This window comes from Kitasatospora sp. NPDC015121, assembly GCF_055562955.1.
Genome location: NZ_JBVHEH010000043.1, coordinates 17,548 through 39,354, shown reverse-complemented (window position 1 = coordinate 39,354; position 21,807 = coordinate 17,548). Strand labels below are relative to the sequence as shown.

Below are 21,807 nucleotides of genomic sequence, written 5' to 3'. Positions count from 1 at the left end.
GGACATAGTGCCTGGTATGTCCACATCTGCCGAACCTGCCGAGCCCCCGACGGACCGTCAGCCCACCGGGCCGGACCCGGACGCCCTCCCGCTGGACCGGGTGGTGTTCGGGATCGGCGCGGCCGCCGTGCTGGCGGTGGTGGCCTGGGGGGTGTTCGCGGAGGACTCGCTGGGGCGGGCCTCGGACACCGCGCTGGCCTGGGTGCTGCACAACTTCGGCTGGCTGTTCGTGGTGGCCGCGGACGTGTTCCTGCTGCTCGCCGTCGTCATCGCGGTCAGCCGGTTCGGCCGGATCCCGCTGGGCCGGGACGGCGAACGGCCGGAGTTCTCCACGCTGGCCTGGATCGCGATGATGTTCTCCGCCGGCATGGGCATCGGCCTGCTGTTCTACGGCGTCGGCGAGCCGCTGCAGCTCTACGCGCAGCCGCAGCCGGGCTCGGGCGTCCCGGCGCAGACCCCGGCGGCGGCGCAGCGGGCGCTGGAGTTCTCGCTCTTCCACTGGACGCTGCACCCGTGGGCGATCTACGCGGTGGCCGGTCTGGCGCTGGCGTACACCACCTTCCGCAGGGGCCGGGGCAACCGGATGTCGGCGGCGTTCGTGCCGCTGATCGGCGAGCGCGGGGCGAACGGCTGGCAGGGGCGGCTGATCGACCTGCTGTCGGTGTTCGCGACGGTGTTCGGCTCGGCGACCAGCCTGGGCCTGGGCGCGATCCAGGTGGCGGGCGGCCTGGGCTACGTGACCGACGTCCGGGCCACCGAGGGCGTGGAGCTGGTGGTGATCGCGGCGCTGGGCAGCGCGTTCGTGCTGTCCGCGATGTCGGGCGTCCACCGGGGCGTGAAGTGGCTGTCGACCACCAGCGTGGTGCTGGCCTGCGTGCTGATGCTGTTCGTGTTCGTGGTCGGCCCGACCGTCTTCGTGCTGGACGCGCTGCCCTCGACGGTCGGCGGCTACCTGTCCGACCTGGCGGTGCTGGCCACCCAGACCGGGGCGTTCACGGACGAGGACTGGCTGGGCTCCTGGACGGTCTTCTACTGGGCGTGGTGGCTGTCCTGGGCGCCGTTCGTCGGCACCTTCATCGCCCGGATCTCCCGTGGCCGGACGGTGCGCCAGTTCCTGGTGGGCGTGCTGCTGGTGCCGAGCGGGGCGACCGCGGTGTGGTTCGTGGTGATGGGCGGCTCGGCGATCCGGCTGCAGGAGACCGGCGCGGCCGACCTGGTGGCGACCATCCCGCAGGGCGCGGACGCCGGGCTGTTCGAGATGCTGGAGGCGCTGCCGCTGGGCGCGGTGACCAGCGTGGTCGCGGTGGTGCTGGTGATGCTGTACTTCATCACCTCGGCCGACTCGGCGTCCCTGGTGCTGGGTTCGCTCTCCTCCGGCGGCGCCCTGCACCCGCGCACCTGGCTGGTGGTGGTGTGGGGCGTGCTGATGGCGGGGGTGGCCGCCGCGCTGCTGCTGGCGGGCGGGCTGACCGCGCTGCAGAACGCCACCATCCTGGTCGCCCTGCCGTTCGTGCTGGTCATGCTGGGCCTCTGCGTGGCCCTGGTGCGCGAGCTGCGCACCGACCCGGCCGCGGGCGGGTCCCGCCACCGGCCCGCGCACGGCCTGCGCGACGCGGTCGGCACCAGCGTCGGCCAGGAGTACCCCGACCGGCCCCGGCTGCGGGAGTGAACCCGCCGGGGCCCACCGGCGGGCCGCGTCGCGACCGCCGCCCCCCCGCCCACCCCGCGCCTACGCGCGTCGACGATCAGTCGCTCGACCTGCGCGGATGCGGGGGCGGCGGTTCCGACGCCGAGATCCCTTCCAGACTTCACCCGCGTTTCGCGACCGCGTAACACCCCCCTGGCAGGCTCCGGGGCATGAACGCCCGTACTGCCCCGGCCGCCCGAGGACCGCGCTTCCCGCTGCCCCGGCGCCACCGCCGTCTGCTCGCCTGCGCCGCCGTCGCGGCCTCCGTGGCGCTGGGTTCGCTCGGCGTGGGCGCGACCGTGGAGACCGTCCGCCACCAGGCCCCGGCGGCCCGGGCCGCCGGTCAGCAGGGCGGCCGCTGAGCCGGACGGGTGGTGGGCGCCGGGGCCCGGGCCGATACTGAGGGTGACCGGCCCGAAGGGAGTCCCGCCATGGAGACCGGCACCGTGAAGTGGTTCGACCCGCACCACGCCTACGGCTACATCAGCCCGGACGGCGGCGGCCCGGAGGTCGCCGTCTACTACGACTCCGTCATCGCCGACACCGACGCGCACCGCCTCCTGCGCCAGGGCCAGCGGGTCCGCTACGACGAGACCGTGCAGGAGTTCCGCCCGGTCGCCGAGCGGGTCCGACCGGTCACCTACTGAGCACCCGTCCCGGCCCGGGCACCGGGGCCGGGCGGGAGTGCCGGCCCCGGCCGGCCGGGGGTTCGGGTTCGGCGCGCGGGGCGTAGCGGGCGGCGGGGGCGCGCAGCAGCCAGGTGCGGCCGGCCGGCGCGGCGAGGCCCATCCGGTGGAGCAGGTCGAGCGCGTCGCGGCGGAAGAGGGCGAGGTCGGCCAGGTAGCCCGCGTCCCAGCCCGCGCTCATGCCGTAGTCGTCGGTGATGTCGCCGAGGGTGCCGTCGATGAGCGCGTCGGGGACGAGGACGGCGGGCGGGGCGGTGTCGGTGTCGGCGGGGCGGAGGTCCTCGACCAGGCGTTCGGCGAGCAGCAGGGCGGCCTGGGCGAGGGTGCCGGGGCCGGGCAGGGCGAGGTCGGTGAGTTCGTCGGCGGGGTCGAGCAGGGCGGCGCCCTCGGCGCGGAGTTCGGCGGTCAGGCCGAGGAAGTCGGCGAGCCGTTCGGTCTCGGCGGGGGCGGCGGCGAGCAGGTGGGCGCGTTCGGCGGGGGCGAGGTCGTGGTGCAGGACGACGGGGGTCTCGGCGAGCAGGCGGCGGACCGTCATCCCGGGCCCGGCGGCGGGCAGCGGGGGCGCGGTGAGCAGGTCGGCGGCGAGCGCGGCGGGCGGGCGCCAGTCGTCCAGCAGGGCGCGGACGGCGGCGGGGACCGGGTCGGGGCGGCCGGCCAGTGCGCGGACCAGGGCGGCGTAGCCGGCCGGGTCGAGGCCGGGGAGCGGGCGGCCGGGCAGCGGGGCCTTGTGCAGGCGGGCGTGGTCGGGGCCGAGGGTGAGCCGGTAGCCGAGCAGGGTGTGGAAGCGTTCGGCGAGCGCTTCGGCGTGCCGGCGGACCAGCGGGAGCCCGGCGGCGTGCGGTCCGTCGGCGGTGACCAGCGGATGGGCCATCAGCAGCCGGGCGGCGGTGCGCAGCTCGGTGGTGGGGCGTTCGGGTTTGCGGTGCCGGCCGCCGCCGGTGGGCCGGGCGCCGGGCTGGGCGGGCGCTTCGCGGCGTATCCGGCGGTAGCCGAGCGGCCGGAACAGCGGCGAGGTGCTGTGGTGCACGGTGGGGCCGTGCCACCAGCTGGTGCCGGGCGCGGGTTCGGCCTGCCGGGGCGCGCCGCCCAGGTGCCGGGCGCCGTACGCGCCGAACACGGCGGTGGCCAGCAGGTCGGCCTCGGCGGGTTCGGCGGCGGCGAACCGGGCGGCCAACTCCTCGGCGGCAGCGGTCAACTCCTCGGCGTCGGCGGTCGGTTCACCGTCGCCGGCGGCGGCCGGTCCGCGGGTGGCGGCGGCCCGCGCCTGCACGAGGGCGGTCAACTCGCGTGCGGTGGCGGCCCTGCGCTCGGCGTGGGCGGCCAACCCCTGCTCCCGGGCGGTCACTTCGGCGCCGAGCGGGCCGTCCGGGCGTGCCTGGTCGGCGAGCCGTCCCGCCCCGCCCGCGCGCCCCGTCCCCGATCCGCCGGTCGCCGCGACGGCGCCGGCGGCTGTTCGCTGCCGCTCCATGTCGCCCCCAGCCTAGACGCCGCACCGACCGCTACGCGCCGGTAACAACCCCTTCCGCCGGCCGCCGCCGTCGCCTAGGGTTCCGGGCATGCCACACCTGCCCGATGTCGTGCTCTGGTCGATACCGGCCTTCGTGCTGCTCACCGTCCTGGAGATCGTCTCGTACCGCTTCCATCCGGACGAGGACGAACGGGGCTACGCCGCGAAGGACACCGCGACGAGCCTGACCATGGGGCTGGGCTCGCTGCTGTTCGACGCGGGCTGGAAGGTCCCGATCGTGGCGGTCTACTCGTTCCTGTACGAGTTGACGCCGCTTCGGGTGCCGGTGCTGTGGTGGACGGTGCCGCTGATGCTGCTCGCCCAGGACTTCTTCTACTACTGGTCGCACCGGGGCCACCACGTGGTCCGGGTGCTGTGGGCGTGCCACGTGGTGCACCACTCCAGCCGGCACTACAACCTGTCCACCGCGCTGCGCCAGCCCTGGACCTCGGCCACCAGCTGGGTGTTCTTCGTGCCGATGGTGCTGGCGGGCGTCCACCCGGCGGCGCTGGCGTTCTGCTCCTCGGCGAACCTGGTGTACCAGTTCTGGATCCACACCGAGCGGATCGGCCGGCTGCCCCGCCCGGTCGAGTACCTGTTCAACACCCCCTCGCACCACCGGGTGCACCACGCCTCGCAGGGCGGCTACCTGGACCGCAACTTCGGCGGCATCCTGATCGTCTTCGACCGGCTGTTCGGCTCGTTCGCGGCCGAGGCCGAACGCCCGGTGTACGGGCTGACCAAGAACATCGGCACCTTCAACCCGCTGCGGGTCGCAACCCACGAGTACGCGTCGATCGCCCGGGACATACGGGGAGCGACCACCTGGGGCGACCGGCTGCGCCACCTGGCGAAGGGACCGGGCTGGCAGCCCGCGCCGCCCACCGCGACCCCCGCCACCGCCGCCACCGGACCGGAGAGTGCCGCCGCATGACCGCCCTTCGTGACCCGCGCACCGCGCGGGCCCTGCTGACCGCCTTCACCGTCGTCTCGGCCGCGCACCTGCTGGCGATCGCCTTCGGGGTCAAGCCGCTGCAGTACGGCACCAAACCGCTGCTGATGCCGCTGCTGGCGGCCTGGGTGTGGGCCCTCGCGAAGCCCGGCACGCCGAGGCTGCTGGTGCCCGCGCTGCTGTTCGGGGCGGGCGGCGACATCCTGCTGGAGATCGGCGGGACGGTCGCCTTCCTGGCCGGGATGGGCTCGTTCGCGGCCGGCCACGTCTGCTACGTGACGATGTTCGTGAAGCTCGGCGCGCTGGCCGACCGGCGCCGGGCGCTGGTCGTCGCGGGCTGCTACGCGGTGGTCTGGGCGGCCCTGATCGTGCTGCTCTGGCCGGACCTGGACGCCGGGATGCGCGTCCCGGTGGCGCTCTACAGCCTGCTGCTGACCGCCACCGCGGTGACCGCCTCGCAGGTCAACGTGCGGGCGGGGCTGGGCGGCGCGCTGTTCCTGTTCTCCGACACCCTGATCGCCACCGACCTGGCCGACTGGCGGCACCTGCCCGCGCACGGCTTCCTGATCATGCTGACCTACCTGGCCGGCCAGTACCTGCTGACCGTCGGCACCCTGGAGCGCACCGGCGGCGTGGAGCGCGACGACTCCTGAGCACGCGGCGAAGGGCGGCACCCGCTCGGGGTGCCGCCCTTCGCCGTGCCGTCGGCCGCGGGGGACGCCGCGGCCCGCCGGTACGGTGGGCACGTACCGGACGGCGGCTCAGGAGGCCTGACCGGCGGCCGCGCCGCGACGGCGCAGCAGCCAGAAGCCGCCGACGCCGGACGCGACCAGCGCCGCGCCGACGGCCAGCCGGGTGCCGTCCACGCCGACCGAGCCGCCCAGGCCGGTCTCCACCGGGCCCTGCGGGAGCCGGGCGCCCTCCCAGACGCCCGCCCCGGCGGCCGAGCCGCTCGTCCCGGCGACCGCGATGGCCACCGCACCGACGAAGCCGTCCCCGTTGGGGCACTTGCCGTCGATGCCCCAGGACGAGTCGGTGGTGGTGCGCTTGGCGGCGGCCGCGGCCATCTCCTGTTCGGAGATGACGGTGGCGCTGCCCGAGTACTTCCCGTCGGGGCCCACGCGGAGCGTGGTGGAACCGCCGGCGAAGGCCAGCGAGGTCGCGGTGACGGTCTTCTCCGTGCTGCTCGCGCACGTGACACTGACCGAGACCGACTGCCCGGGCTGTGCCTGCGCGGGCGAGACCCAGGCGGGTTCGCTGCCCTTCGCGGACGCGGGGGCGGTGCCGGCCAGGCCGAGCAGGGCGGTGGTGCCGAGCAGTGCGGCGGCGGCGGTGCGCGTCGGGCGCATGCCGTACCTCCAGGGGGATCGGGACTGGAGCAGCGGAGGCGTGTGCGACCCGCTACTCCCGGTTGCCGACCACGCTAGGCAGTACCCCCCGACCCGGCGAACGCGTGAGGCCGTTCGGGGCCACCGAGTCCTCCGGACCCGAACGACCTGCCGCCCCGCCGCCGCCCCGCCGCCGCCCGACGGGCCGGGCCCCGGACGGCCCCGGGCCCGGCCGCGCCCTCCCGGCCTCCCGGGAGGGCTACTCGTTCCGGGCGGTCTCCGGCCCGGTGATCCGGCGCAGCAGCGGCAGGGTGGCGCCGATGACCGCGAGGGCCGCGCCGAGGCCGGCCGCGACGGTCAGGTAGTAGTCGGCGCCGAGGGCGTGCAGCGTGTAGTCGAGCTGGGAGCGCAGGAACAGGTCGGCGGCCAGCAGGCCGACGCCGATCGCCACCGCCGAGACCACCAGCAGCGGCACCGCGGACTCCATCAGCACCACTCGGCGCAGCATCGCCAGCGACACCCCGCTGAGCCGCAGCAGGCTGAACGGCCGCTTGCGCTCGCCCAGGGCGGCGGCCACGCTGACCGCCAGGCTGCAGCCCGCGATCGGGAAGGTCGCCAGGATGACCACGTCGGCGAGCCGCCGGAAGCCCTCCATCTCGCCGCCGGAGAGCTTCATCCCCTCCGCCAGGGTCATCGACTGCCGGGTCCCCGGGTACGCGGCGTCCACCATCGTGCGGGCCCGCTCGACGGCGGCCCGCGAGCCGTCGGTGCCGACCACCACCTTCACCAGCGGGAGCGCCGCCGCCTGTTCGGCGGTGTACGGGGCGGCGGGCCACGCGGTGGCGGAGTAGTCGCGGAACCCGGCCCAGACGAACGGCACGTACGCGGTGGCCGCTCCGGGCTCGCAGTGGCCGAAGACCCGGAGGGCGTCCAGGGCCCGGCAGTCCACCGTCTGGGCGGCCTCGGTCTCCCCGCCGGCGTCGATCGGCACCGTCCTGCCGAGCGGGTGCACCAGCAGCACGCCGTGCACGCCGGGGAGCGCGCGCAGGCCGTCGACCAGTTCCGGCGGGGCGGGGCGGCCGGCACTCCGGTAGCCCCCGTCGGGGGTGTAGCCGTGGGCGAGGTCGTTGACCAGGACGTGGTCGAACTGCGGGCCGCCCTCGGGCCGGCCGCGCTCGTCGTTCATCGCGGTGATGATCCCGATGGTGGCGCTCATCACCAGCAGGGCCAGCACCAGGCCGCTGACGGCCCGGAACCCGGCGGTCGGGTCGTCGGCGAGCCGGCGCACCGCGATCAGGGTGGCCGGGCGCTGGGTGCGCCGGGCCAGCAGGGCGGCGGCCCGGCCGGTCAGCCAGGGGCCGGCCAGCACCAGGCCCAGCATGATCAGGCCGAACGCGGAGAGGTAGCCGCGGACCTGGCCGTCGACCGTCTCCGGGTGCCGGGCCAGGAAGAACAGCAGCTCGGCCAGGCCGGCCAGCAGCGGCAGCACCCGCCAGGCCCGGGGCGGCTTCGGGGTGACCCGGCGGCTCACCCCGAGCGGGGAGATCCGCACCCGGCGCAGCGCGATCCGGGCGGTGACGGCGGCGGCGAGCGGAACGCCGAGGGCCACGCCGAGGACCTGGAGCGGGGTCAGCGCGAGGTCGGAGGTGAAGAACCGCTCGCCGGTCAGCGACATCCCGGCGACCCGGCCGCGCACCGCCAGGTGGGGCAGGAAGCCGAGCAGCACGCCGGCGGCGGCCGCGGCGGTGGCCTCGACGGCGGAGATCACCGAGACCTGCCGGGGGGTGGCGCCGACCAGCCGCATCGCGGCGAAGCGGCGTTCGCGCTGGGTGGCGGTGAGCCGGGTGGCGGTGCCGATCAGGATCAGCACCGGGAAGACCAGCGCGCCGGTGGCGACGGTCAGGATCAGCGCGGCGCCGTTGGACTTGATGCCGACCACGCAGTCGTCGCACCGGTCGGGCGAGGTGGTGGCGACCCGGTCGACCAGGGCGGCGTCCTCGATCCCCCGCAGGTCCTGCGGGGAGCGGCCGACCAGGGCGACCAGGCTGTCGGGGGCGGGCAGCGCGTCCTTGCCGAGGATGCCGATCCGGTGGCCGGGAAAGCGGTCGGCGAGCTGCTCGGGGGGCGTGGCGTCGACCAGCCGGGCCAGCGCGGGCGAGAGGTAGTACTCGCCGTCGGCGGGCATCCGGTCGACGCCGGGCGCGAGCGCGGCGGACGTGCCGGTGAGGGCGACGTCGACGCGGCCGATCTGCTCGCCCTGGAAGCTGTCGCGCCGGGTCAGCCACCACATCGGTCCCTCGCCCTGGACGAGCACCGCGCCCGCCGCCTCCCGATCGGCGGGCACGGCGGCGGGGGCGGGGGCGGCGGTCCGGCTGGTGAAGCCGGTGTTGAACCAGGCGTAGCGGTCGTTCTGGGCGTGCACGGCGTTGACCGCCGCGAGGGTGGTGAGCAGCAGTCCGACGCCGACGGCGACGGCCGAGGCGGTGACCAGCAGCCGGAGCAGTGCGTCGCGGCCGCCGCTGACGGCGAGGCGCAGGCCGAGTCGGATCATCCGGCGGCCCGCCCGGTGAGGCAGGTGGCGCGGCCGTCGCGGACGATGGCCTCGCGGTCGGCGTAGGCGGCGATCCGGGCCTCGTGGGTGACCAGGACGACGGTGGTGCCCTGGGCGCGGGCGGAGTCGACCAGCAGGTCCATCACGTGCTCGCCGGTGAGCGAGTCGAGCGCGCCGGTGGGTTCGTCGGCGAACAGGACGCGCGGCTCGGCGACCAGGCCGCGGGCGAGGGCGACGCGCTGGGCCTGGCCGCCGGAGAGCTCGCCGGAGCGGCGGCCCTCCAGGCCGTCCAGGCCGAGCCGGGGGAACCAGGCGCGGGCCCGGGCCAGCGCGGCGGCGCGCTTGGCGCCGCCGAGCAGCAGCGGCAGGGCGACGTTCTCCTCGGCGGTCAGTTCGGGCACCAGCTGGCCGAACTGGAAGACGAAGCCGAAGCTGTCGCGGCGCAGCGCGCTGCGCTCCTGCTCGCCGAGGCGGTCGATCCGGCGGCCGTCGAAGTGGACCTCGCCGCCGTCGGGGGCGAGGATGCCGGCCAGGCAGTGCAGCAGGGTGGACTTGCCGGAGCCGGAGGGGCCCATCACGGCGAGGACCTCGCCGGCGTCGACGGCCAGGTCGGCGCCGCGCAGGGCGGGGGTCTCGCCGAAGGAGAGGGTGACGGCGCGGGCCTCGATCAGGGGGGCGGTCATCGGGCCGTCACCTCCGCGGCGAGGGCGTCCAGGCGGGCGGCGGTGAGGTCGATCCAGCGCAGGTCGGACTCCAGGTGGAAGAGGCCGTGGTCGGCGAGCAGCGCGTCGACCAGGCTGCCGGAGCGCTTGACCTCGGTGAGTTCGCGCATCCGCCGCAGGTGGGCGGCGCGCTGGGTGTCGAGGTAGTGCTGGGCGTCGCGGCCGAGCATCAGGGCGAGCACGACCTTGCTGAACAGCACGGTCTGCAGGTGGGGTTCGGCGGCGACCGGCTCACGCAGCCAGTCCTCGAACTCGGTGGCCCCCGCCTCGGTGATCACGTACCGCTTGCGGTCCGGCCCGTCCCCGGCCTCGGGGTCGCCGACCACCACCTTGCCGTCCCGGGCGAGCCGCCCGAGGGTCGCGTAGACCTGGCCGAAGGGCAGCGGTTTGCCGCGCCCGAAGAAGGCGTCGTAGTCGCGCTTGAGGTCGTAGCCGTGGCTGGGCTCGCGTTCGAGCAGCCCGAGGAGAGTGAGAGGAACGCTCATGGTCGGAGCGTACGCCGCGCGTACACTCCGCGTCTATACACTCGGAGAATACTGAGGGACGGGTCTCCGCCCGTTACGCTCCCACCTGGGATTTCACGAGGGGGACGGCCTGATGAGGTTGGGCGTACCGGGCAAGGACGGGGCGAGGGCGCGGACGCCGCTCGGCGAACTGGTGCTGCACCGGACGCCCCTGACGAAGGACGTCGACAGCAGGGCCCGGGGCCTGGAGGGCTGGCGGCTGGAACTCGACGGCGGCCCGCTCGGCGAACTGCCCCGGTTCGGGCGGCCCGGCGTCCACGCCGTCGCGCTGGCCCGCGGCGGCCTGGACGGCGACTTCCGGGAGGGCCGCCTGCGCGTCACCGCCCGCAGCCGCCACCTGCTGCGCTCCGGCCGCCACGTGCGCTTCGAGTCCGGCGGCCGCACCCTGGGCTTCGTCCGCCGCGGGCTGGTCCGCACCGAGGTGCTGGAGGACGGGCGGACGGTGGCCCGCACCCGCCGGGGCGGCTGGGAGGCCGCGGAGCCCGACCCGCTGCTGGTGCTCGCCGTGGCGCTGTACGACTGGGGGAACCTCGACTGCGCCAACGCCAGTCCGGTGCTGGTCCCCCTGCTCGGGGAGCTCGTCGGCGGGCTGTTCTGAGGAGGGGCGGCACGCAGCGGCGGCCGGTGCCGGCAAGCCGCCCGGCCGGCACCGCGCGGGGTCGCGGGGTGCCGGCCAGCCTGCTCCCGGCCCGGCTCACAGGTCGAGGTCGACCACCACCGGCGCGTGGTCCGAGGTGCCCTTGCCCTTGCGGGCCTCGCGGTCCACGTAGGTGTCGGTGACGGCCTCCGCGAACGCCTTGTTGGCGTAGGTCAGGTCGATCCGCATGCCGCGGTTCTTCGGGAAGGCCAGCGCCCGGTAGTCCCAGAAGGTGTACGGGCGGTCGTACTTGAGCGGACGGGGGACGACGTCCCGCAGGCCGACCTCCTGGAGGGCGGCGAGGGTGGCGCGCTCGGGGGCGGTGACGTGGGTGAGGCCGGCGAAGGCGGCGAGGTCGTAGACGTCCTCGTCGGTGGGGGCGACGTTGAAGTCGCCGAGGACGGCGAACGGGCGCCCGCCCGCCGCGTCCTCCCGGACGGCGTCGCGCAGCGCGGCCATCCACTCCAGCTTGTAGCGGTAGTGGGCGTGGTCGACCTCGCGGCCGTTGGGCACGTACACCGACCAGACCCGGACCGGGCCGCAGGTCGCGGCGATCGCGCGCGGCTCGACCACCGGGGCGGGCGCGTCCTCGGCGAGGAAGCCGGGCTGGGCGGGCAGGTCGCGGACGACGTCCGCCAGGCCGATCCGCGACAGCAGGGCGACGCCGTTCCACCGGCCGTCGCCGTGCGCGGCGGACTCGTAGCCCAGCTCGGCGACCGCCGCGGCGGGGAACGCGTCGGTGGCGCACTTGAGTTCCTGCAGGCAGAGCACGTCCGGCTTGGCGGACTCCAGCCACTCCAGCAGCTTGGGCAGCCGGGCGGTGACGGAGTTGATGTTCCAGGTGGCGATGCGGACGGTCACGGCGGCCTTCCCTCGGCGGTGCGGACGGACGGGGCCCCGGCGCGCGGGCCGGGCACCCCGTCCGAACATACCGTCCGCCACCGACGGCGCCCGGCAGCCGACCGGGCTGACGGGGGCTCAGCCCGCCGGGTGCACCACGCCCGCCGCGCCGCCGCCGCGCCGGACGGGTTCGGCGGCGGCCAGCCAGCGGCCGTCCGGCAGCCGTTCGACGCCGGTGGCGGCGCCGATCTCCGGGACCGGCGCGAAGACGTGGCCGAGCGCCTGGAGCTCGGCCGCCTCGGGCGAGGCCAGGAAGGCCGGTTCGGCCTGGGTGGCGGCGGTGTTGCGCTGGCTGGCCCGGGGCGCGGCGATGGCCTGCTCCAGGCTCAGCCCGCGGTCGACCCGGCCGGTCAGCACCTGCAGGACGGTGGTGATGATGGTCGCGCCGCCGGGCGAGCCGAGCGCCAGGTAGGGCTTGCCGTCCCTGAGCACGACGGTCGGCGCGATCGAGGACCGGGGCCGCTTGCCGGGCCCGGGCAGGTTCGGGTCGGGGACGCCCGGGGTGAGCGGCGCGAAGTCGAAGTCGGTCAGCTCGTTGTTGAGCAGGAAGCCGCGCCCGGGCACGGTGATGCCGCTGCCGCCGGTCTGCTCGATGGTCAGCGTGTACGCCACCACGTCGCCCCAGCGGTCGGCGACGGTCAGGTGCGTGGTGCTCTGGCCCTCGTACGGTTCGGCGACGGCCGGTCCGGCGACGGCGCAGGGCGCCGGGTGGTACGGGTCGCCGGGGGCGAGCGGGCTGGTCAGCGCGTGGTCCGGGTCGATCAGGCAGGCCCGGGCGGCGGCGTAGCCGGGGTCGAGCAGCTGCCGGGTCGGGACCTGGACGGCGCTCGGGTCGCCGACCCAGCGGTTGCGGTCGGCGAACGCGATCCGGCTGGCCTCCAGGTACCGGTGGTCGTACCGGGCGGGGTCGGTCAGGTCGGCGGCGCGGCCGGCGGCCAGGACGTTCAGCGCCTCGCCGACCGTCGTGCCGCCGGAGGAGGACGGTGCGGGGCCGTACACGTCCAGGCCCCGGTAGGAGACGTGGGTGGGCTCCTGGACCCGGACCCGGTAGGCGGCCAGGTCGGCGGCGTCCACCCGGCCGGGGCGGGCGGTGCGGCCGGAGGCGGGGTCGACCGGCGGGTGCTGCAGGGTGCGCACCACGTCGGCGCCGATCGGGCCGCGGTACAGCGCGTCGGTGCCCCGGCGGCCCAGCTCGCGGTAGGTGGCGGCCAGGTCGGGGTTGCGCGCGGTGGAGCCGACCTCCGGGAGCCGGCCGCCCGGCAGGAACAGCTCCCGGCTGGCCGGGAAGTCCTGGAACCTGGCCTGGTTGGCGGCGGTCTGGTCGCGGAAGGTCTGGTCGACGGTGAAGCCCCGTTCGGCGATCCGCTCGGCGGGCTTCAGCACCTCGGCCAGGCTCCGGCTGCCCCAGCGGCGCAGCGCCTGCTCCCAGGTCGCGGCGGTGCCGGGGACGCCGACGGACAGGCCGCTGGTGACGGCGTCGGCGAACGGGATCGGGGCGCCGTTCTCCTGGAACAGCGTGCTGTCGGCGGTGCGGGATGCGGTCTCCCGGCCGTCGATGGTCTCGACCCTGCCGGTGCGGGCGTCGTAGTGGACGAAGTACCCGCCGCCGCCGATGCCGGCCGAGTACGGCTCGGTGACGCCGAGCGCGGCGGCGGTCGCCACCGCCGCGTCCACCGCGTTGCCGCCCCGGCGCAGCACCTCCAGGCCGGCGGCGGTGGCGTCGGCGTCCACGCTGGACACCGCGCCGCCCCAGCCGACCGCGACCGGCCGTTTGCCCGGCGGCGCCTGCCCGGCCCCGGCGGGCGCCGCCGTGCCCAGCAGGCCGGCGGCGGTGACGAGCGCGAGGACGGGGACGAGACGGGCGCGGGCGCGCATGCGGCCTCCTGGGGACGGCGTCGGGTCCCCGTTCTCCCACACCCGCCGCGCACCGGACAACGACCCAACCGGCCAACCCGGCGCGTTTTCACGCGGCGTTGACGCGGCGTCAACTCCCGTCCACGGAGCAGCGGGGCGGCGGGCCGGCCCGCCGTCAGGCGCCGCGTTCGATCCGGCGGCGCTTGACGGTGCGGAAGCGGCGGGCGACCTGGCGGGCCAGGTCGGCGGCGCCGACCAGGCCGGCCTCGTTGCCGAGGGCGGCGTGCACCAGGTCGGCCTCGGGGCGGAAGCCGCGGCCGGTGAGGGTGCGGCGGAAGGCGTCGCGGGCGGGGCCGATCAGCAGGTCGCCGGCCTCGCTGACGCCGCCGCCGACCACGAAGCGGCCGGGGTCGAGCGCGGCGGCCAGGTTGGCGATGCCGACGCCGAGCCAGCGGCCGACCTCGTAGAGCAGTTCCACGGCGACCGGGTCGCCGTCCCGGGCGGCCTCGGTGACCAGCGGGCCGGTGATGCCCAGCGGGGTGCCGCCGGCCCGGGCCAGCAGCGGTTGCACCACCGGGGACTCCTCGGCGGCCAGCCCGCGGGCCTCCCGGACCAGCGCGTTGCCGGACGAGTACTGCTCCCAGCAGCCCCGGTTGCCGCACGGGCAGCGGTGGCCGCCGGGCACCACCTGCATGTGGCCGAACTCGCCGGCCAGGCCGTGCCTGCCCCGGTCGACGTGGCCGTTCCGGACGACGGCGCCGCCGATCCCGGTGCCGAGGGTGATCATCACCATGTGGTCCTCGCCGCGTCCGGCGCCGAAGCGCCACTCCGCCCAGGCCGCCGCGTTGGCGTCGTTCTCCACCACGACGGGGAACCGCAGCCGGGAGCTGAGCGCCTCCCGCAGCGGTTCGCCGCGCCAGTTCAGGTGCGGGGCGAACAGCACGGTGGAGCGCTCGGCGTCCACCCAGCCGGCCGCGCCGATGCCGACGGCGTGCACGTCGTGCCGGTCGGCGAGCTCCAGCACGAGTTCGACGATGACGTCCTCGACCACCTTGGGGCTCTTGCTCTTGTCGGGGGTCTCGGTGCGCAGCCGGTCCACCACAGTGCCGTCGCCGTCGACCACGCCGGCGACCACCTTGGTGCCGCCGATGTCCACGCCGATGGTGGGGAGCCTGAGCACGCCGGCGGGCAGCGTGCGCCGGCGGCGCTCGGCGCGCGGGCCGAGGCCCAGCAGGTTCGGCAGGACGGGGCGGGCGGGGCGGGCGGGCTGGTCGGCACGGGTCACGGAACGAATGCTCCTTGATCGGGTAAAGGTTGCGGTCCGGTGGCGGCGGGCTGTGGGCGAACTGGCAGACTGTGGGCACAGCACCCAGCGGATTCTCACGAAAAAGTGATGTTCCTCTCAGGTTTCCGCTGGTGTCGACAGCAACTGATCGACTGTGTGACGCAGTCTGACAAGTGTGATGCGTGAACCGGGGGACCTTGCCCCGGACGGCCGGACGACCCGATTCGAGAGACCTCCATGCAGCTGACAGGCACCCCGTTCCTCCTCCTCACGATCGTCCTGGTGCCGGTCTCGATCGTGGTGGCGCTGCTGCTCTGGGGGCGGGTGCGCGGTCCGAAGCCGGTCCAGGCGGTGTCCAGAATCGCGATGCTGATGTTCTGTCAGCTCACCGCCGTCCTGACGGTGTTCGTGATGGTGAACAACGCCAACCTGATCTACGGCAGTTGGGACGACCTGCTGGGCACCGGCAACCACGTCCGGGCGGTGCCGAACGTGCAGGCGCAGACCGACGAGGGGGCGGGCTCCGGCGCGCAGCCCGGCAACGACACGCAGCACGCCAAGGTGATCCAGCAGTTCAGGTCGGTCGGCGACCCGAAGGTCCCGGACGACGTGCGGACCACCGACCTGAAGGGCGCGGTCTCCGGCGTGGACGGCGAGGTGCTGGTCTGGCTGCCGCCGCAGTACGACGACCCGGCGTTCAAGGACCGGACCTTCCCGGTGGTGGAGCTGCTGCCGGGCTGGCCGGGCTCCTCGAAGACCTGGTTCGGCACCCTGAAGGTGTCCGAGCAGCTGAAGCCGATGATGCAGAGCGGGCAGGTCGCCCCGTTCGTCCTGGTCTCGCCGCGCACCAACCTGCTCGGCGACAGCACCGACACCGGTTGCGCGGACGTCCCCGGCAAGGTGAACGCGGACGCCTGGCTCTCCCGGGACGTCCCGCAGATGGTGCTCGACAACTTCCGGGTCGACCCGTCGCCCGAGCGCTGGGCGGTGGCCGGCTACTCGGCGGGCGGGCACTGCGCGGCGAAGCTCGCCCTGGAGCACCCGAACCGCTACCGGGCCGGGATCAGCCTCTCCGGCTACAACGACCCGGCCACCGAGGACCGGTCGCTCACCGCGAAGGACCCGCACCTGCGGGAGGCCGCCAACCCGCTGAACATCCTGAAGTCCGCCAAGACCCCGCCGAAGACCGCGCTGTACGTCAGCGGCAACAGGGGCGACGGCCTGGAGGCGGGCGAGGCGCTGCGGGCCGCCGCGAAGGCGCCCACCACCGTCACCGTGCAGGAGACCGCCGGGGCGCACAGCAGCGACGTCTGGAAGCCGATGGTGCCGGGCGTCTTCACCTGGCTGACCGGCGTGATCCCGGCGCAGCGCTGACCCGCCCGCGGGGGGCCGGAGGCGGTGACGCCCCTCCGGCCCCCCGCGCGTTCCCCGCCCTCAGGAGAGTTCGAGGGCGAGGTAGAAGTCGACCCGGTCCTCCAGGCGGGAGAGGTCGCGGCCGGTGAGCTCCTCGATCCGGCCGATCCGGTAGCGCAGGGTGTTGACGTGGACGTGCAGCTGGGCGGCGCAGCGGGTCCAGGAGCCGTCGGAGCGCAGGAACGCCTCCAGGGTGCGGACCAGGTCGGCCTGGTGCTCCAGGTCGTAGGCGATGACCTTGTCGAGGAGGCGGCTGCGGAAGGCGCGGCGGACCTCGTCGGGGACGGCGGCGAGCAGCAGGACGTGCGAGGCGAGCTCCTCGGGGCCGGCCACGCAGACCCGGCCGACCCGGGCGGCGGCGATCCGGCGGGCGTGCCGGGCCTCTTCGAGGGCGCCGCGCAGGCCGCCGGACTCGGCGGCGGGGGCGCAGACGCCGACGGTGATCCGGCCCTCGGAGCCGAGGCCGGCTTCGAGCGGGGCGAGCAGGGCCCGGACGGCGTCGGCGGGGACGGGCGCGTCGAGGGCGGGCAGGACGACGACGGCGCCGGTGGGGCCGAGCGCGGCGACCAGGGCGCGGTCGGTGGCGGCGGCGAGCGCCTCCTCGAGGACGGGGCGCAGCGCGCCGTCGGGCAGCCCGGTGGCGTCGGCGGAGAGGACCAGCCACTGCGGGTGGGCGCCGGAGGTCTCGGTGGAGCCCTCGTAGCGGGCGGCCATGGTGGTGGAGGCCTGGAGGGCGCGGCCGATCTCGGCGGGGTCGGCGTCGTGCTGGAGCAGGGCGAGGACCTCGTCGGCGATCCGGCGGCGCAGCCGGCGGCCCTCGTCGCGGCGGGTGCGTTCGGCGGCGACCAGGCGGGCCAGGTTCTCGGCGAGCTGCTGGCGCTTGGGGGTCCACTCGGTGACGTCGCCGGCGACGGCGAGGATCCAGTCGGCGAGGGGGGTGTCGGCGTCCCGGCCGTCGGCGGCGGCGGGCAGCAGCGAGTAGGTGCCGTCGGCGAGGCGGACCCGGTGCGGGGGGCGGCGGCGCTGGCGCTGGGCGGCGAGGTGGGCGCGGGCGAGCTGGTCGCGGTCGGCGGCGGGCAGCCGGCCGGCGGGGCCGGCGACGACCCGGCCGGTGGGGGTGAGGACCCAGCAGTCGAGGTCGAGGTCGCCGCCGAGCAGGTCGAGGACGGCGTCGAGGCCGCCGGCGCCGGCCGCGGAGACCAGCAGGCGGTGCCGGTCGACGAGGGCGGCGAGGTCGGCGGCGCGGTCGGCGGAGACCTGGCGGCCGACGTACTCGGTGACGGTGCCGAAGGCGATGTCGTCGGGGACGGCGAGCAGCGGCAGCCGGTGCCGGCGGCAGGCGTCGGCGAGGTCGGCGGGGACGGGGCCGACCTCGGCCTCGCCGGCGCCGAGCGCGGCGGCGCCGCCCGCGACGATGGTGCGGACGAAGCGTTCGGAGTCGGCGGCCCCGGCGCGCCAGAGCATGCCGGTGAGGACGAGTTCGCCGCCGTGCAGGTAGCGGCCGGGGTCCTGGAGGTCGGTGGTCATGACGCCGGTGACCTGCCGGTCGAGCTCGTCCTCGCCGGTGAGCAGGCGCAGGCGGGGGGCTCCGGGGGCGAGCAGGTCACGGACGCGCATGGGCAGCCCTTCTTGGTCTGTGAGGGTGGGACCGCGGGGTGGAACGGCCCAGTGTGCACGAGCTGAGCTGGAGGATCGTCCACCTTAGAGGAACGTACAGGACGGTGCGGTGGGCCACCGCCGGGCCTCATGCCATCGGTGACTGCCAGTGGCCCGGGTCACAGCGGTTCACTTGCCAACACGCCGCCGGACTGCACCTCGGCGCCCGACCGGGCACCGGTTCCGGGCGCCGGCAAGGGCGCAGTGCCCACGTCCGTCGGCGACGACTTGAGGAGTTACCCGCATGGAGTTCCTTCGGCCCGCCACCTGGGACGAGGCACTCGCGGCGAAGGCCGAGCACCCCACCGCGCTGCCCATCTCGGGCGGCACGGACGTCATGGTCGAGATGAACTTCGACGTGCACCGGCCATCCGCGATCCTCGACCTGAACCGCATCACCGAGCTCACCGAATGGAGCAGCGACGGCGCGGCCGTCCGGCTGGGCGCGGCGGTGCCGTACGCCCGGATCATCGAGGAGCTGTCGGGGCCGCTGCCGGGGCTGGCGCTGGCCGCGCACACGGTCGGCTCGCCGCAGATCCGCAACCGCGGCAGCGTCGGCGGCAACCTGGGCGCGGCCTCGCCGGCCGGTGACTCGCACCCGGCGCTGCTGGCGGCGGGCCGGGACGTGCTCGTCGAGGCGCACTCGGTGCGCGGGGTGCGGCTGGTGCCGATCGACGAGTTCTACGTCGGGGTGAAGCGCAACAGCCTGGAGCCGGACGAGCTGATCCGCGCGGTGCGGATCCCGGTCGCGGACGGGCCGCAGCAGTTCTCGAAGATCGGCACCCGCAACGCGATGGTGATCGCGGTCTGCGCGTTCGGCTTCGCGCTGCACCCGAAGGACGGCACGGTCGGCACCGGCATCGGTTCGGCCGCGCCGACGCCGCGCCGGGCGGTGGAGGCCGAGGAGTACCTGCGGGGGGTGCTCGCCGAGCGCGGCCTGTGGGAGTCCGGCGAGCTGCTGGGCCCGGAGGTGGTGCGGCGCTTCGGCGAGCTGGTGAGGGCCGCGGCCTCGCCGATCGACGACGTCCGGGGCACCGCCGACTACCGGCGGCACGCGCTGGCCGTGATGGCCCGGCGGACCCTGACGTGGTGTTGGAACGACTATCGCAAGCAGATCAGGAGCGCGGCATGAGGGTCACGTTCAGCGCGAACGGCAAGCCGGTGGAGGCCGACGACGTGTGGGAGGGCGAGTCCCTGCTGTACGTCCTGCGCGAGCGGGTCGGCCTGCCCGGGTCCAAGAACGCCTGCGAGCAGGGCGAGTGCGGCTCGTGCACGGTCTACCTGGACGGGGTGCCGGTGTGCTCCTGCCTGGTGGCGGCGGGCCAGGTGCAGGGCCGCGAGGTGCGCACCGTGGAGGGCCTGGCCGGCCCGGACGGCGAACTGGGCCTGGTCCAGCAGGCGTTCGTGGACGCGGGCGCCGTGCAGTGCGGTTTCTGCACCCCCGGGCTGCTGGTGCAGACCGACGCCCTGCTGGCCGCCGACCCGCAGCCGTCCGACACCGACATCCGCGAGGCGCTGTCGGGCAACCTGTGCCGCTGCACCGGCTACGAGAAGATCATGGACGCGGTGCGGCTGGCCTCGGCCCGCACCTGTGCCCGGGGGGCCGAGAAGTGAGCGCGCGCACGATCCAGGGCCAGAAGAACCTGCAGAAGATCAACCAGGCGTCCAAGGACGGCGTCGGCGGCTCCCCGCTGCGCCCGGACGGCACGCTGAAGGTGAAGGGCGAGTTCGCCTACTCCTCCGACCTGTGGCACGAGGACATGCTGTGGGGCACCGCGCTGCGCTCCCCGCACCCGCGCGCGAACATCCTGTCCGTGGACGTCTCGGAGGCGCTGGCCGTCCCCGGCGTGTACGCGGTGCTCACCCACGAGGACGTCCCGGGCGAGAAGTACTACGGCCTGGAGATCGCCGACCAGCCGGCCCTGGCGATCGACAAGGTCCGCTACCACGGCGAGGCGATCGCCCTGGTCGCGGCCGACCACCCGGAGACGGCCCGCCGCGCGGTGAAGAAGATCAGGGTCGAGTACGAGGTGCTGACCCCGATCACCACCGAGGAGCAGTGCCTCGACCCGGAGACCCACGGCTACGTGCACGAGCCGCACGAGTACAAGTCGCACGCGTACGGGAACGTCTGCCACGAGCAGAGGCTGGTCTCCGGCCTGGGCGTCACCGACGAGGTGCGGGCGCTGGCGGACGTGGTCGTCTCCGGCGAGTACGAGGTCGGCATGCAGGACCAGGCCTTCCTCGGCCCGGAGTCCGGGCTGGCGGTGCCCGCCGAGGACGGCGGCGTCGACCTGTACGTCGCCACCCAGTGGCTGCACGTGGACCGCCAGCAGATGGCGCCCGTCCTGGACCTGCCGCTGGAGAAGGTCCGGCTCACGCTGGCCGGGGTGGGCGGCGCGTTCGGCGGCCGCGAGGACCTGTCGATGCAGATCCACGCCTGCCTGCTGGCGCTGCGCACCGGCAAGCCCGTCAAGATCGTCTACGCCCGCGACGAGTCCTTCTTCGGGCACGTGCACCGCCACCCGGCGCGGATGCGCTACGAGCACGGCGCCACCCGCGACGGCAGGCTGGTCTTCGCCGACTGCCGGATCGTGCTGGACGGCGGCGCGTACGCCTCCGCCTCCCCGGCGGTGGTCGGCAACGCCGCCTCGCTGGGCCACGGCCCGTACGTCATCCCGAACGTGCGGATGCACGCGATCGCGCTGTACTCCAACAACCCGTCCTGCGGGGCGATGCGCGGCTTCGGCGCGGTGCAGGCCGCGTTCGGCTACGAGTCGCAGATGGACAAGCTGGCCGAGGCGCTCGGCATGGACCCGGTCGAGCTGCGGCAGCTGAACGCCGTCACCCAGGGCGACCGGATGCCGACCGGGCAGGAGATCGACGCGCCCGCGCCGGTCGCCGAACTGCTCCAGCGGGTCAAGGACATGCCGCTGCCGCCGCCGCTCGACCTGGAGCACCTGGACGTGCGCACCCTGCCGGGCGCGCTGTCCAACACCACGCACGGCGAGGGCGTCGTGCGCGGCGTCGGCTACTCGGTGGGCATCAAGAACGTCGGCTTCTCCGAGGGCTTCGACGACTACTCGACCGCCCGGGTCCGGCTGGAGGTGATCGGCGGCGAGCCGGTCGCCATGGTGCACACCGCGATGGCCGAGGTCGGGCAGGGCGGCGTCACCGTGCACGCCCAGATCGCCCGCACCGAGCTGGGCGTCGAGCAGGTCACCATCCACCCGGCCAACACCGAGGTCGGCTCGGCCGGCTCCACCTCCGCCTCCCGGCAGACGTACATGACCGGCGGCGCGGTGAAGCTCGCCGCCGAGGCGGTCCGGCACGAGCTGCTGGAGCGCGGGCGGCACCGCTACGGCTGGACGCAGGACGACCTGTCGCTGGTCGGCGGCAAGGTGGTCTCGGCCTCCGCCGGGGTGCTGATCCCGGTGGTCGACCTGCTCGGCGACGACGCCATCGAGCAGACCCGCGAGCACCACCACCGCCCCACCGTGCCGTTCGACAAGGAGACCGGGCAGGGCTTCGGCCACGTCCAGTACACCTTCTGCGCCAACCGCGCCGTGGTCGACGTGGACGTCGAGCTGGGCCTGGTCAAGGTGGTCGAGCTGACCGCCGTGCAGGACGTCGGCAAGGCGCTCAACCCGCTCTCGGTGGTCGGCCAGATCCAGGGCGGCTGCGCGCAGGCGCTCGGGCTCGCCGTGATGGAGGAGATCGTGGTGAAGGACGGCAAGGTGCGCAACGCCTCCTTCACCGACTACCTGATCCCGACCATCCTGGACACCCCGCCGATCCCGGTGCAGATCCTCGAACTCCCCGACCCGCACGCCCCGTACGGCCTGCGCGGCGTCGGCGAGGCCCCCACCGTCTCCGCCACCCCGTCGATCGTCGCGGCCATCCGCCAAGCCACCGGCAAGGCGCTCACCCGCATCCCGGTGCGGCCCGAGCACCTGACCGACACGCTCTGACGGTGCCCTGAGAACGTCCCCGGGGGCGGCGTCACGGCTCTTCCCCGCCGCCCCCGCCGCCCCCGGGGCACCTGCCGTCGGCCTCGCCGGGCCCGGCAGTCGGCACCACCCCCCACCGTGAGTCGAACCAGTCC

General features: G+C 75.2%; 19 protein-coding genes. 10 read left to right on the top strand and 9 right to left on the bottom strand.

Going from position 1 to position 21,807, the window contains the following annotated elements:
- Nucleotides 1–16 precede the first annotated feature (16 nt).
- From ACZ3J7_RS37230 to ACZ3J7_RS37220, 3 genes are all read left to right on the top strand, one after another.
- A complete protein-coding gene (locus tag ACZ3J7_RS37230; RefSeq protein WP_465627698.1) occupies nucleotides 17–1,669 on the top strand; it encodes a BCCT family transporter in 1,653 nt (550 codons plus the stop codon).
- Nucleotides 1,670–1,857: 188 nt separating this feature from the next.
- Entirely contained in the window at nucleotides 1,858–2,049 is a 192-nt protein-coding gene (locus tag ACZ3J7_RS37225; RefSeq protein WP_465627697.1) for a hypothetical protein, read from the top strand.
- A 69-nt stretch (nucleotides 2,050–2,118) separates the two neighbouring features.
- Nucleotides 2,119–2,334, top strand: coding sequence for a cold-shock protein (locus ACZ3J7_RS37220; protein WP_465627696.1), 216 nt, complete (start codon nucleotides 2,119–2,121; stop codon nucleotides 2,332–2,334).
- Here ACZ3J7_RS37220 and ACZ3J7_RS37215 read toward each other — a convergent pair.
- Nucleotides 2,324–3,841: a DUF2398 family protein gene (locus ACZ3J7_RS37215; RefSeq protein ID WP_465627695.1), complete on the bottom strand. Its 1,518-nt coding sequence runs from the start codon at nucleotides 3,839–3,841 to the stop codon at nucleotides 2,324–2,326. The two genes, ACZ3J7_RS37220 and ACZ3J7_RS37215, sit on opposite strands and share 11 nt — an antisense overlap.
- 88 nt (nucleotides 3,842–3,929) lie before the next feature.
- Here ACZ3J7_RS37215 and ACZ3J7_RS37210 point away from each other — a divergent pair, with 88 nt between their 5' ends.
- On the top strand, nucleotides 3,930–4,814 hold the full coding sequence (locus ACZ3J7_RS37210; RefSeq protein ID WP_465627694.1) for a sterol desaturase family protein: 885 nt from the start codon (nucleotides 3,930–3,932) through the stop codon (nucleotides 4,812–4,814).
- A complete protein-coding gene (locus ACZ3J7_RS37205) occupies nucleotides 4,811–5,485 on the top strand; it encodes a lysoplasmalogenase (RefSeq protein ID WP_465627693.1) in 675 nt (224 codons plus the stop codon). Before ACZ3J7_RS37210 ends, ACZ3J7_RS37205 begins: the two co-directional genes overlap by 4 nt.
- Nucleotides 5,486–5,593: 108 nt before the next feature.
- Here the strand turns inward: ACZ3J7_RS37205 and ACZ3J7_RS37200 are convergent, their stop codons facing one another.
- The 4 genes from ACZ3J7_RS37200 to ACZ3J7_RS37185 form a co-directional block, all read right to left on the bottom strand.
- Nucleotides 5,594–6,181, bottom strand: coding sequence for a hypothetical protein (locus ACZ3J7_RS37200; RefSeq protein ID WP_465627692.1), 588 nt, complete (start codon nucleotides 6,179–6,181; stop codon nucleotides 5,594–5,596).
- A gap of 238 nt (nucleotides 6,182–6,419) precedes the next feature.
- Nucleotides 6,420–8,711, bottom strand: coding sequence for an FtsX-like permease family protein (locus ACZ3J7_RS37195; RefSeq protein WP_465627691.1), 2,292 nt, complete (start codon nucleotides 8,709–8,711; stop codon nucleotides 6,420–6,422).
- Complete coding sequence (locus ACZ3J7_RS37190) at nucleotides 8,708–9,394, bottom strand: ABC transporter ATP-binding protein (protein ID WP_465627690.1); 687 nt, start codon at nucleotides 9,392–9,394, stop codon at nucleotides 8,708–8,710. The genes ACZ3J7_RS37195 and ACZ3J7_RS37190 overlap by 4 nt, the downstream gene beginning before the upstream one ends.
- A complete protein-coding gene (locus tag ACZ3J7_RS37185; RefSeq protein ID WP_465627689.1) occupies nucleotides 9,391–9,918 on the bottom strand; it encodes a PadR family transcriptional regulator in 528 nt (175 codons plus the stop codon). Before ACZ3J7_RS37185 ends, ACZ3J7_RS37190 begins: the two co-directional genes overlap by 4 nt.
- 112 nt (nucleotides 9,919–10,030) lie before the next feature.
- Between ACZ3J7_RS37185 and ACZ3J7_RS37180 the strand changes: the two genes are divergently transcribed.
- Nucleotides 10,031–10,555, top strand: a complete 525-nt coding sequence (locus ACZ3J7_RS37180; protein ID WP_465627688.1) for a hypothetical protein — start codon at nucleotides 10,031–10,033, stop codon at nucleotides 10,553–10,555.
- A 96-nt stretch (nucleotides 10,556–10,651) separates the two neighbouring features.
- On the opposite strand, the gene ACZ3J7_RS37175 is transcribed toward ACZ3J7_RS37180, so the two are convergent.
- The 3 genes from ACZ3J7_RS37175 to ACZ3J7_RS37165 form a co-directional block, all read right to left on the bottom strand.
- Entirely contained in the window at nucleotides 10,652–11,455 is an 804-nt protein-coding gene (locus ACZ3J7_RS37175; protein ID WP_465627687.1) for an exodeoxyribonuclease III, read from the bottom strand.
- 117 nt (nucleotides 11,456–11,572) lie between these two features.
- Nucleotides 11,573–13,369 (bottom strand): gamma-glutamyltransferase, encoded by a 1,797-nt coding sequence (gene ggt / locus ACZ3J7_RS37170; protein ID WP_465627686.1) that lies wholly within the window; start codon nucleotides 13,367–13,369, stop codon nucleotides 11,573–11,575.
- 154 nt (nucleotides 13,370–13,523) lie between these two features.
- Complete coding sequence (locus tag ACZ3J7_RS37165; RefSeq protein ID WP_465627705.1) at nucleotides 13,524–14,582, bottom strand: ROK family glucokinase; 1,059 nt, start codon at nucleotides 14,580–14,582, stop codon at nucleotides 13,524–13,526.
- A gap of 288 nt (nucleotides 14,583–14,870) precedes the next feature.
- Between ACZ3J7_RS37165 and ACZ3J7_RS37160 the strand changes: the two genes are divergently transcribed.
- Nucleotides 14,871–16,007, top strand: a complete 1,137-nt coding sequence (locus ACZ3J7_RS37160; protein WP_465627685.1) for an alpha/beta hydrolase — start codon at nucleotides 14,871–14,873, stop codon at nucleotides 16,005–16,007.
- A gap of 60 nt (nucleotides 16,008–16,067) precedes the next feature.
- Here the strand turns inward: ACZ3J7_RS37160 and ACZ3J7_RS37155 are convergent, their stop codons facing one another.
- Entirely contained in the window at nucleotides 16,068–17,663 is a 1,596-nt protein-coding gene (locus ACZ3J7_RS37155) for a PucR family transcriptional regulator (RefSeq protein WP_465627684.1), read from the bottom strand.
- Between the two features lie 283 nt (nucleotides 17,664–17,946).
- On the opposite strand from ACZ3J7_RS37155, the gene ACZ3J7_RS37150 reads away from it, so the two are divergent.
- From ACZ3J7_RS37150 to pucD, 3 genes are read left to right on the top strand one after another with little or no spacing between them, the layout of a single operon-like run.
- The gene (locus ACZ3J7_RS37150; RefSeq protein WP_465627683.1) at nucleotides 17,947–18,834 is read left to right on the top strand and encodes an FAD binding domain-containing protein; all 888 of its coding nucleotides are present in this window, start codon (nucleotides 17,947–17,949) and stop codon (nucleotides 18,832–18,834) included.
- The gene (locus ACZ3J7_RS37145; protein WP_380329167.1) at nucleotides 18,831–19,316 is read left to right on the top strand and encodes a (2Fe-2S)-binding protein; all 486 of its coding nucleotides are present in this window, start codon (nucleotides 18,831–18,833) and stop codon (nucleotides 19,314–19,316) included. Before ACZ3J7_RS37150 ends, ACZ3J7_RS37145 begins: the two co-directional genes overlap by 4 nt.
- 11 nt (nucleotides 19,317–19,327) lie before the next feature.
- Nucleotides 19,328–21,673 carry a xanthine dehydrogenase subunit D gene (pucD, locus tag ACZ3J7_RS37140; protein ID WP_465627703.1) on the top strand — a complete coding sequence of 782 codons (2,346 nt, stop codon included), beginning with the start codon at nucleotides 19,328–19,330 and terminating at the stop codon, nucleotides 21,671–21,673.
- Nucleotides 21,674–21,807: the final 134 nt, after the last annotated feature.

What these genes read in the sequence shown, in the direction of transcription:
- ACZ3J7_RS37215 (WP_465627695.1), bottom strand. Translation starts at nt 3,841, where the DNA reads ATGGAGCGGCAGCGAACAGCCGCCGGCGCCGTCGCGGCGACCGGCGGA.
- ggt (WP_465627686.1), bottom strand. Translation starts at nt 13,369, where the DNA reads ATGCGCGCCCGCGCCCGTCTCGTCCCCGTCCTCGCGCTCGTCACCGCC.
- ACZ3J7_RS37200 (WP_465627692.1), bottom strand. Translation starts at nt 6,181, where the DNA reads ATGCGCCCGACGCGCACCGCCGCCGCCGCACTGCTCGGCACCACCGCC.
- ACZ3J7_RS37210 (WP_465627694.1), top strand. Translation starts at nt 3,930, where the DNA reads ATGCCACACCTGCCCGATGTCGTGCTCTGGTCGATACCGGCCTTCGTG.
- ACZ3J7_RS37145 (WP_380329167.1), top strand. Translation starts at nt 18,831, where the DNA reads ATGAGGGTCACGTTCAGCGCGAACGGCAAGCCGGTGGAGGCCGACGAC.
- ACZ3J7_RS37190 (WP_465627690.1), bottom strand. Translation starts at nt 9,394, where the DNA reads ATGACCGCCCCCCTGATCGAGGCCCGCGCCGTCACCCTCTCCTTCGGC.
- ACZ3J7_RS37180 (WP_465627688.1), top strand. Translation starts at nt 10,031, where the DNA reads ATGAGGTTGGGCGTACCGGGCAAGGACGGGGCGAGGGCGCGGACGCCG.
- ACZ3J7_RS37185 (WP_465627689.1), bottom strand. Translation starts at nt 9,918, where the DNA reads ATGAGCGTTCCTCTCACTCTCCTCGGGCTGCTCGAACGCGAGCCCAGC.
- ACZ3J7_RS37205 (WP_465627693.1), top strand. Translation starts at nt 4,811, where the DNA reads ATGACCGCCCTTCGTGACCCGCGCACCGCGCGGGCCCTGCTGACCGCC.
- ACZ3J7_RS37150 (WP_465627683.1), top strand. Translation starts at nt 17,947, where the DNA reads ATGGAGTTCCTTCGGCCCGCCACCTGGGACGAGGCACTCGCGGCGAAG.
- ACZ3J7_RS37225 (WP_465627697.1), top strand. Translation starts at nt 1,858, where the DNA reads ATGAACGCCCGTACTGCCCCGGCCGCCCGAGGACCGCGCTTCCCGCTG.
- ACZ3J7_RS37155 (WP_465627684.1), bottom strand. Translation starts at nt 17,663, where the DNA reads ATGCGCGTCCGTGACCTGCTCGCCCCCGGAGCCCCCCGCCTGCGCCTG.
- ACZ3J7_RS37160 (WP_465627685.1), top strand. Translation starts at nt 14,871, where the DNA reads ATGCAGCTGACAGGCACCCCGTTCCTCCTCCTCACGATCGTCCTGGTG.
- ACZ3J7_RS37220 (WP_465627696.1), top strand. Translation starts at nt 2,119, where the DNA reads ATGGAGACCGGCACCGTGAAGTGGTTCGACCCGCACCACGCCTACGGC.
- ACZ3J7_RS37230 (WP_465627698.1), top strand. Translation starts at nt 17, where the DNA reads ATGTCCACATCTGCCGAACCTGCCGAGCCCCCGACGGACCGTCAGCCC.
- ACZ3J7_RS37195 (WP_465627691.1), bottom strand. Translation starts at nt 8,711, where the DNA reads ATGATCCGACTCGGCCTGCGCCTCGCCGTCAGCGGCGGCCGCGACGCA.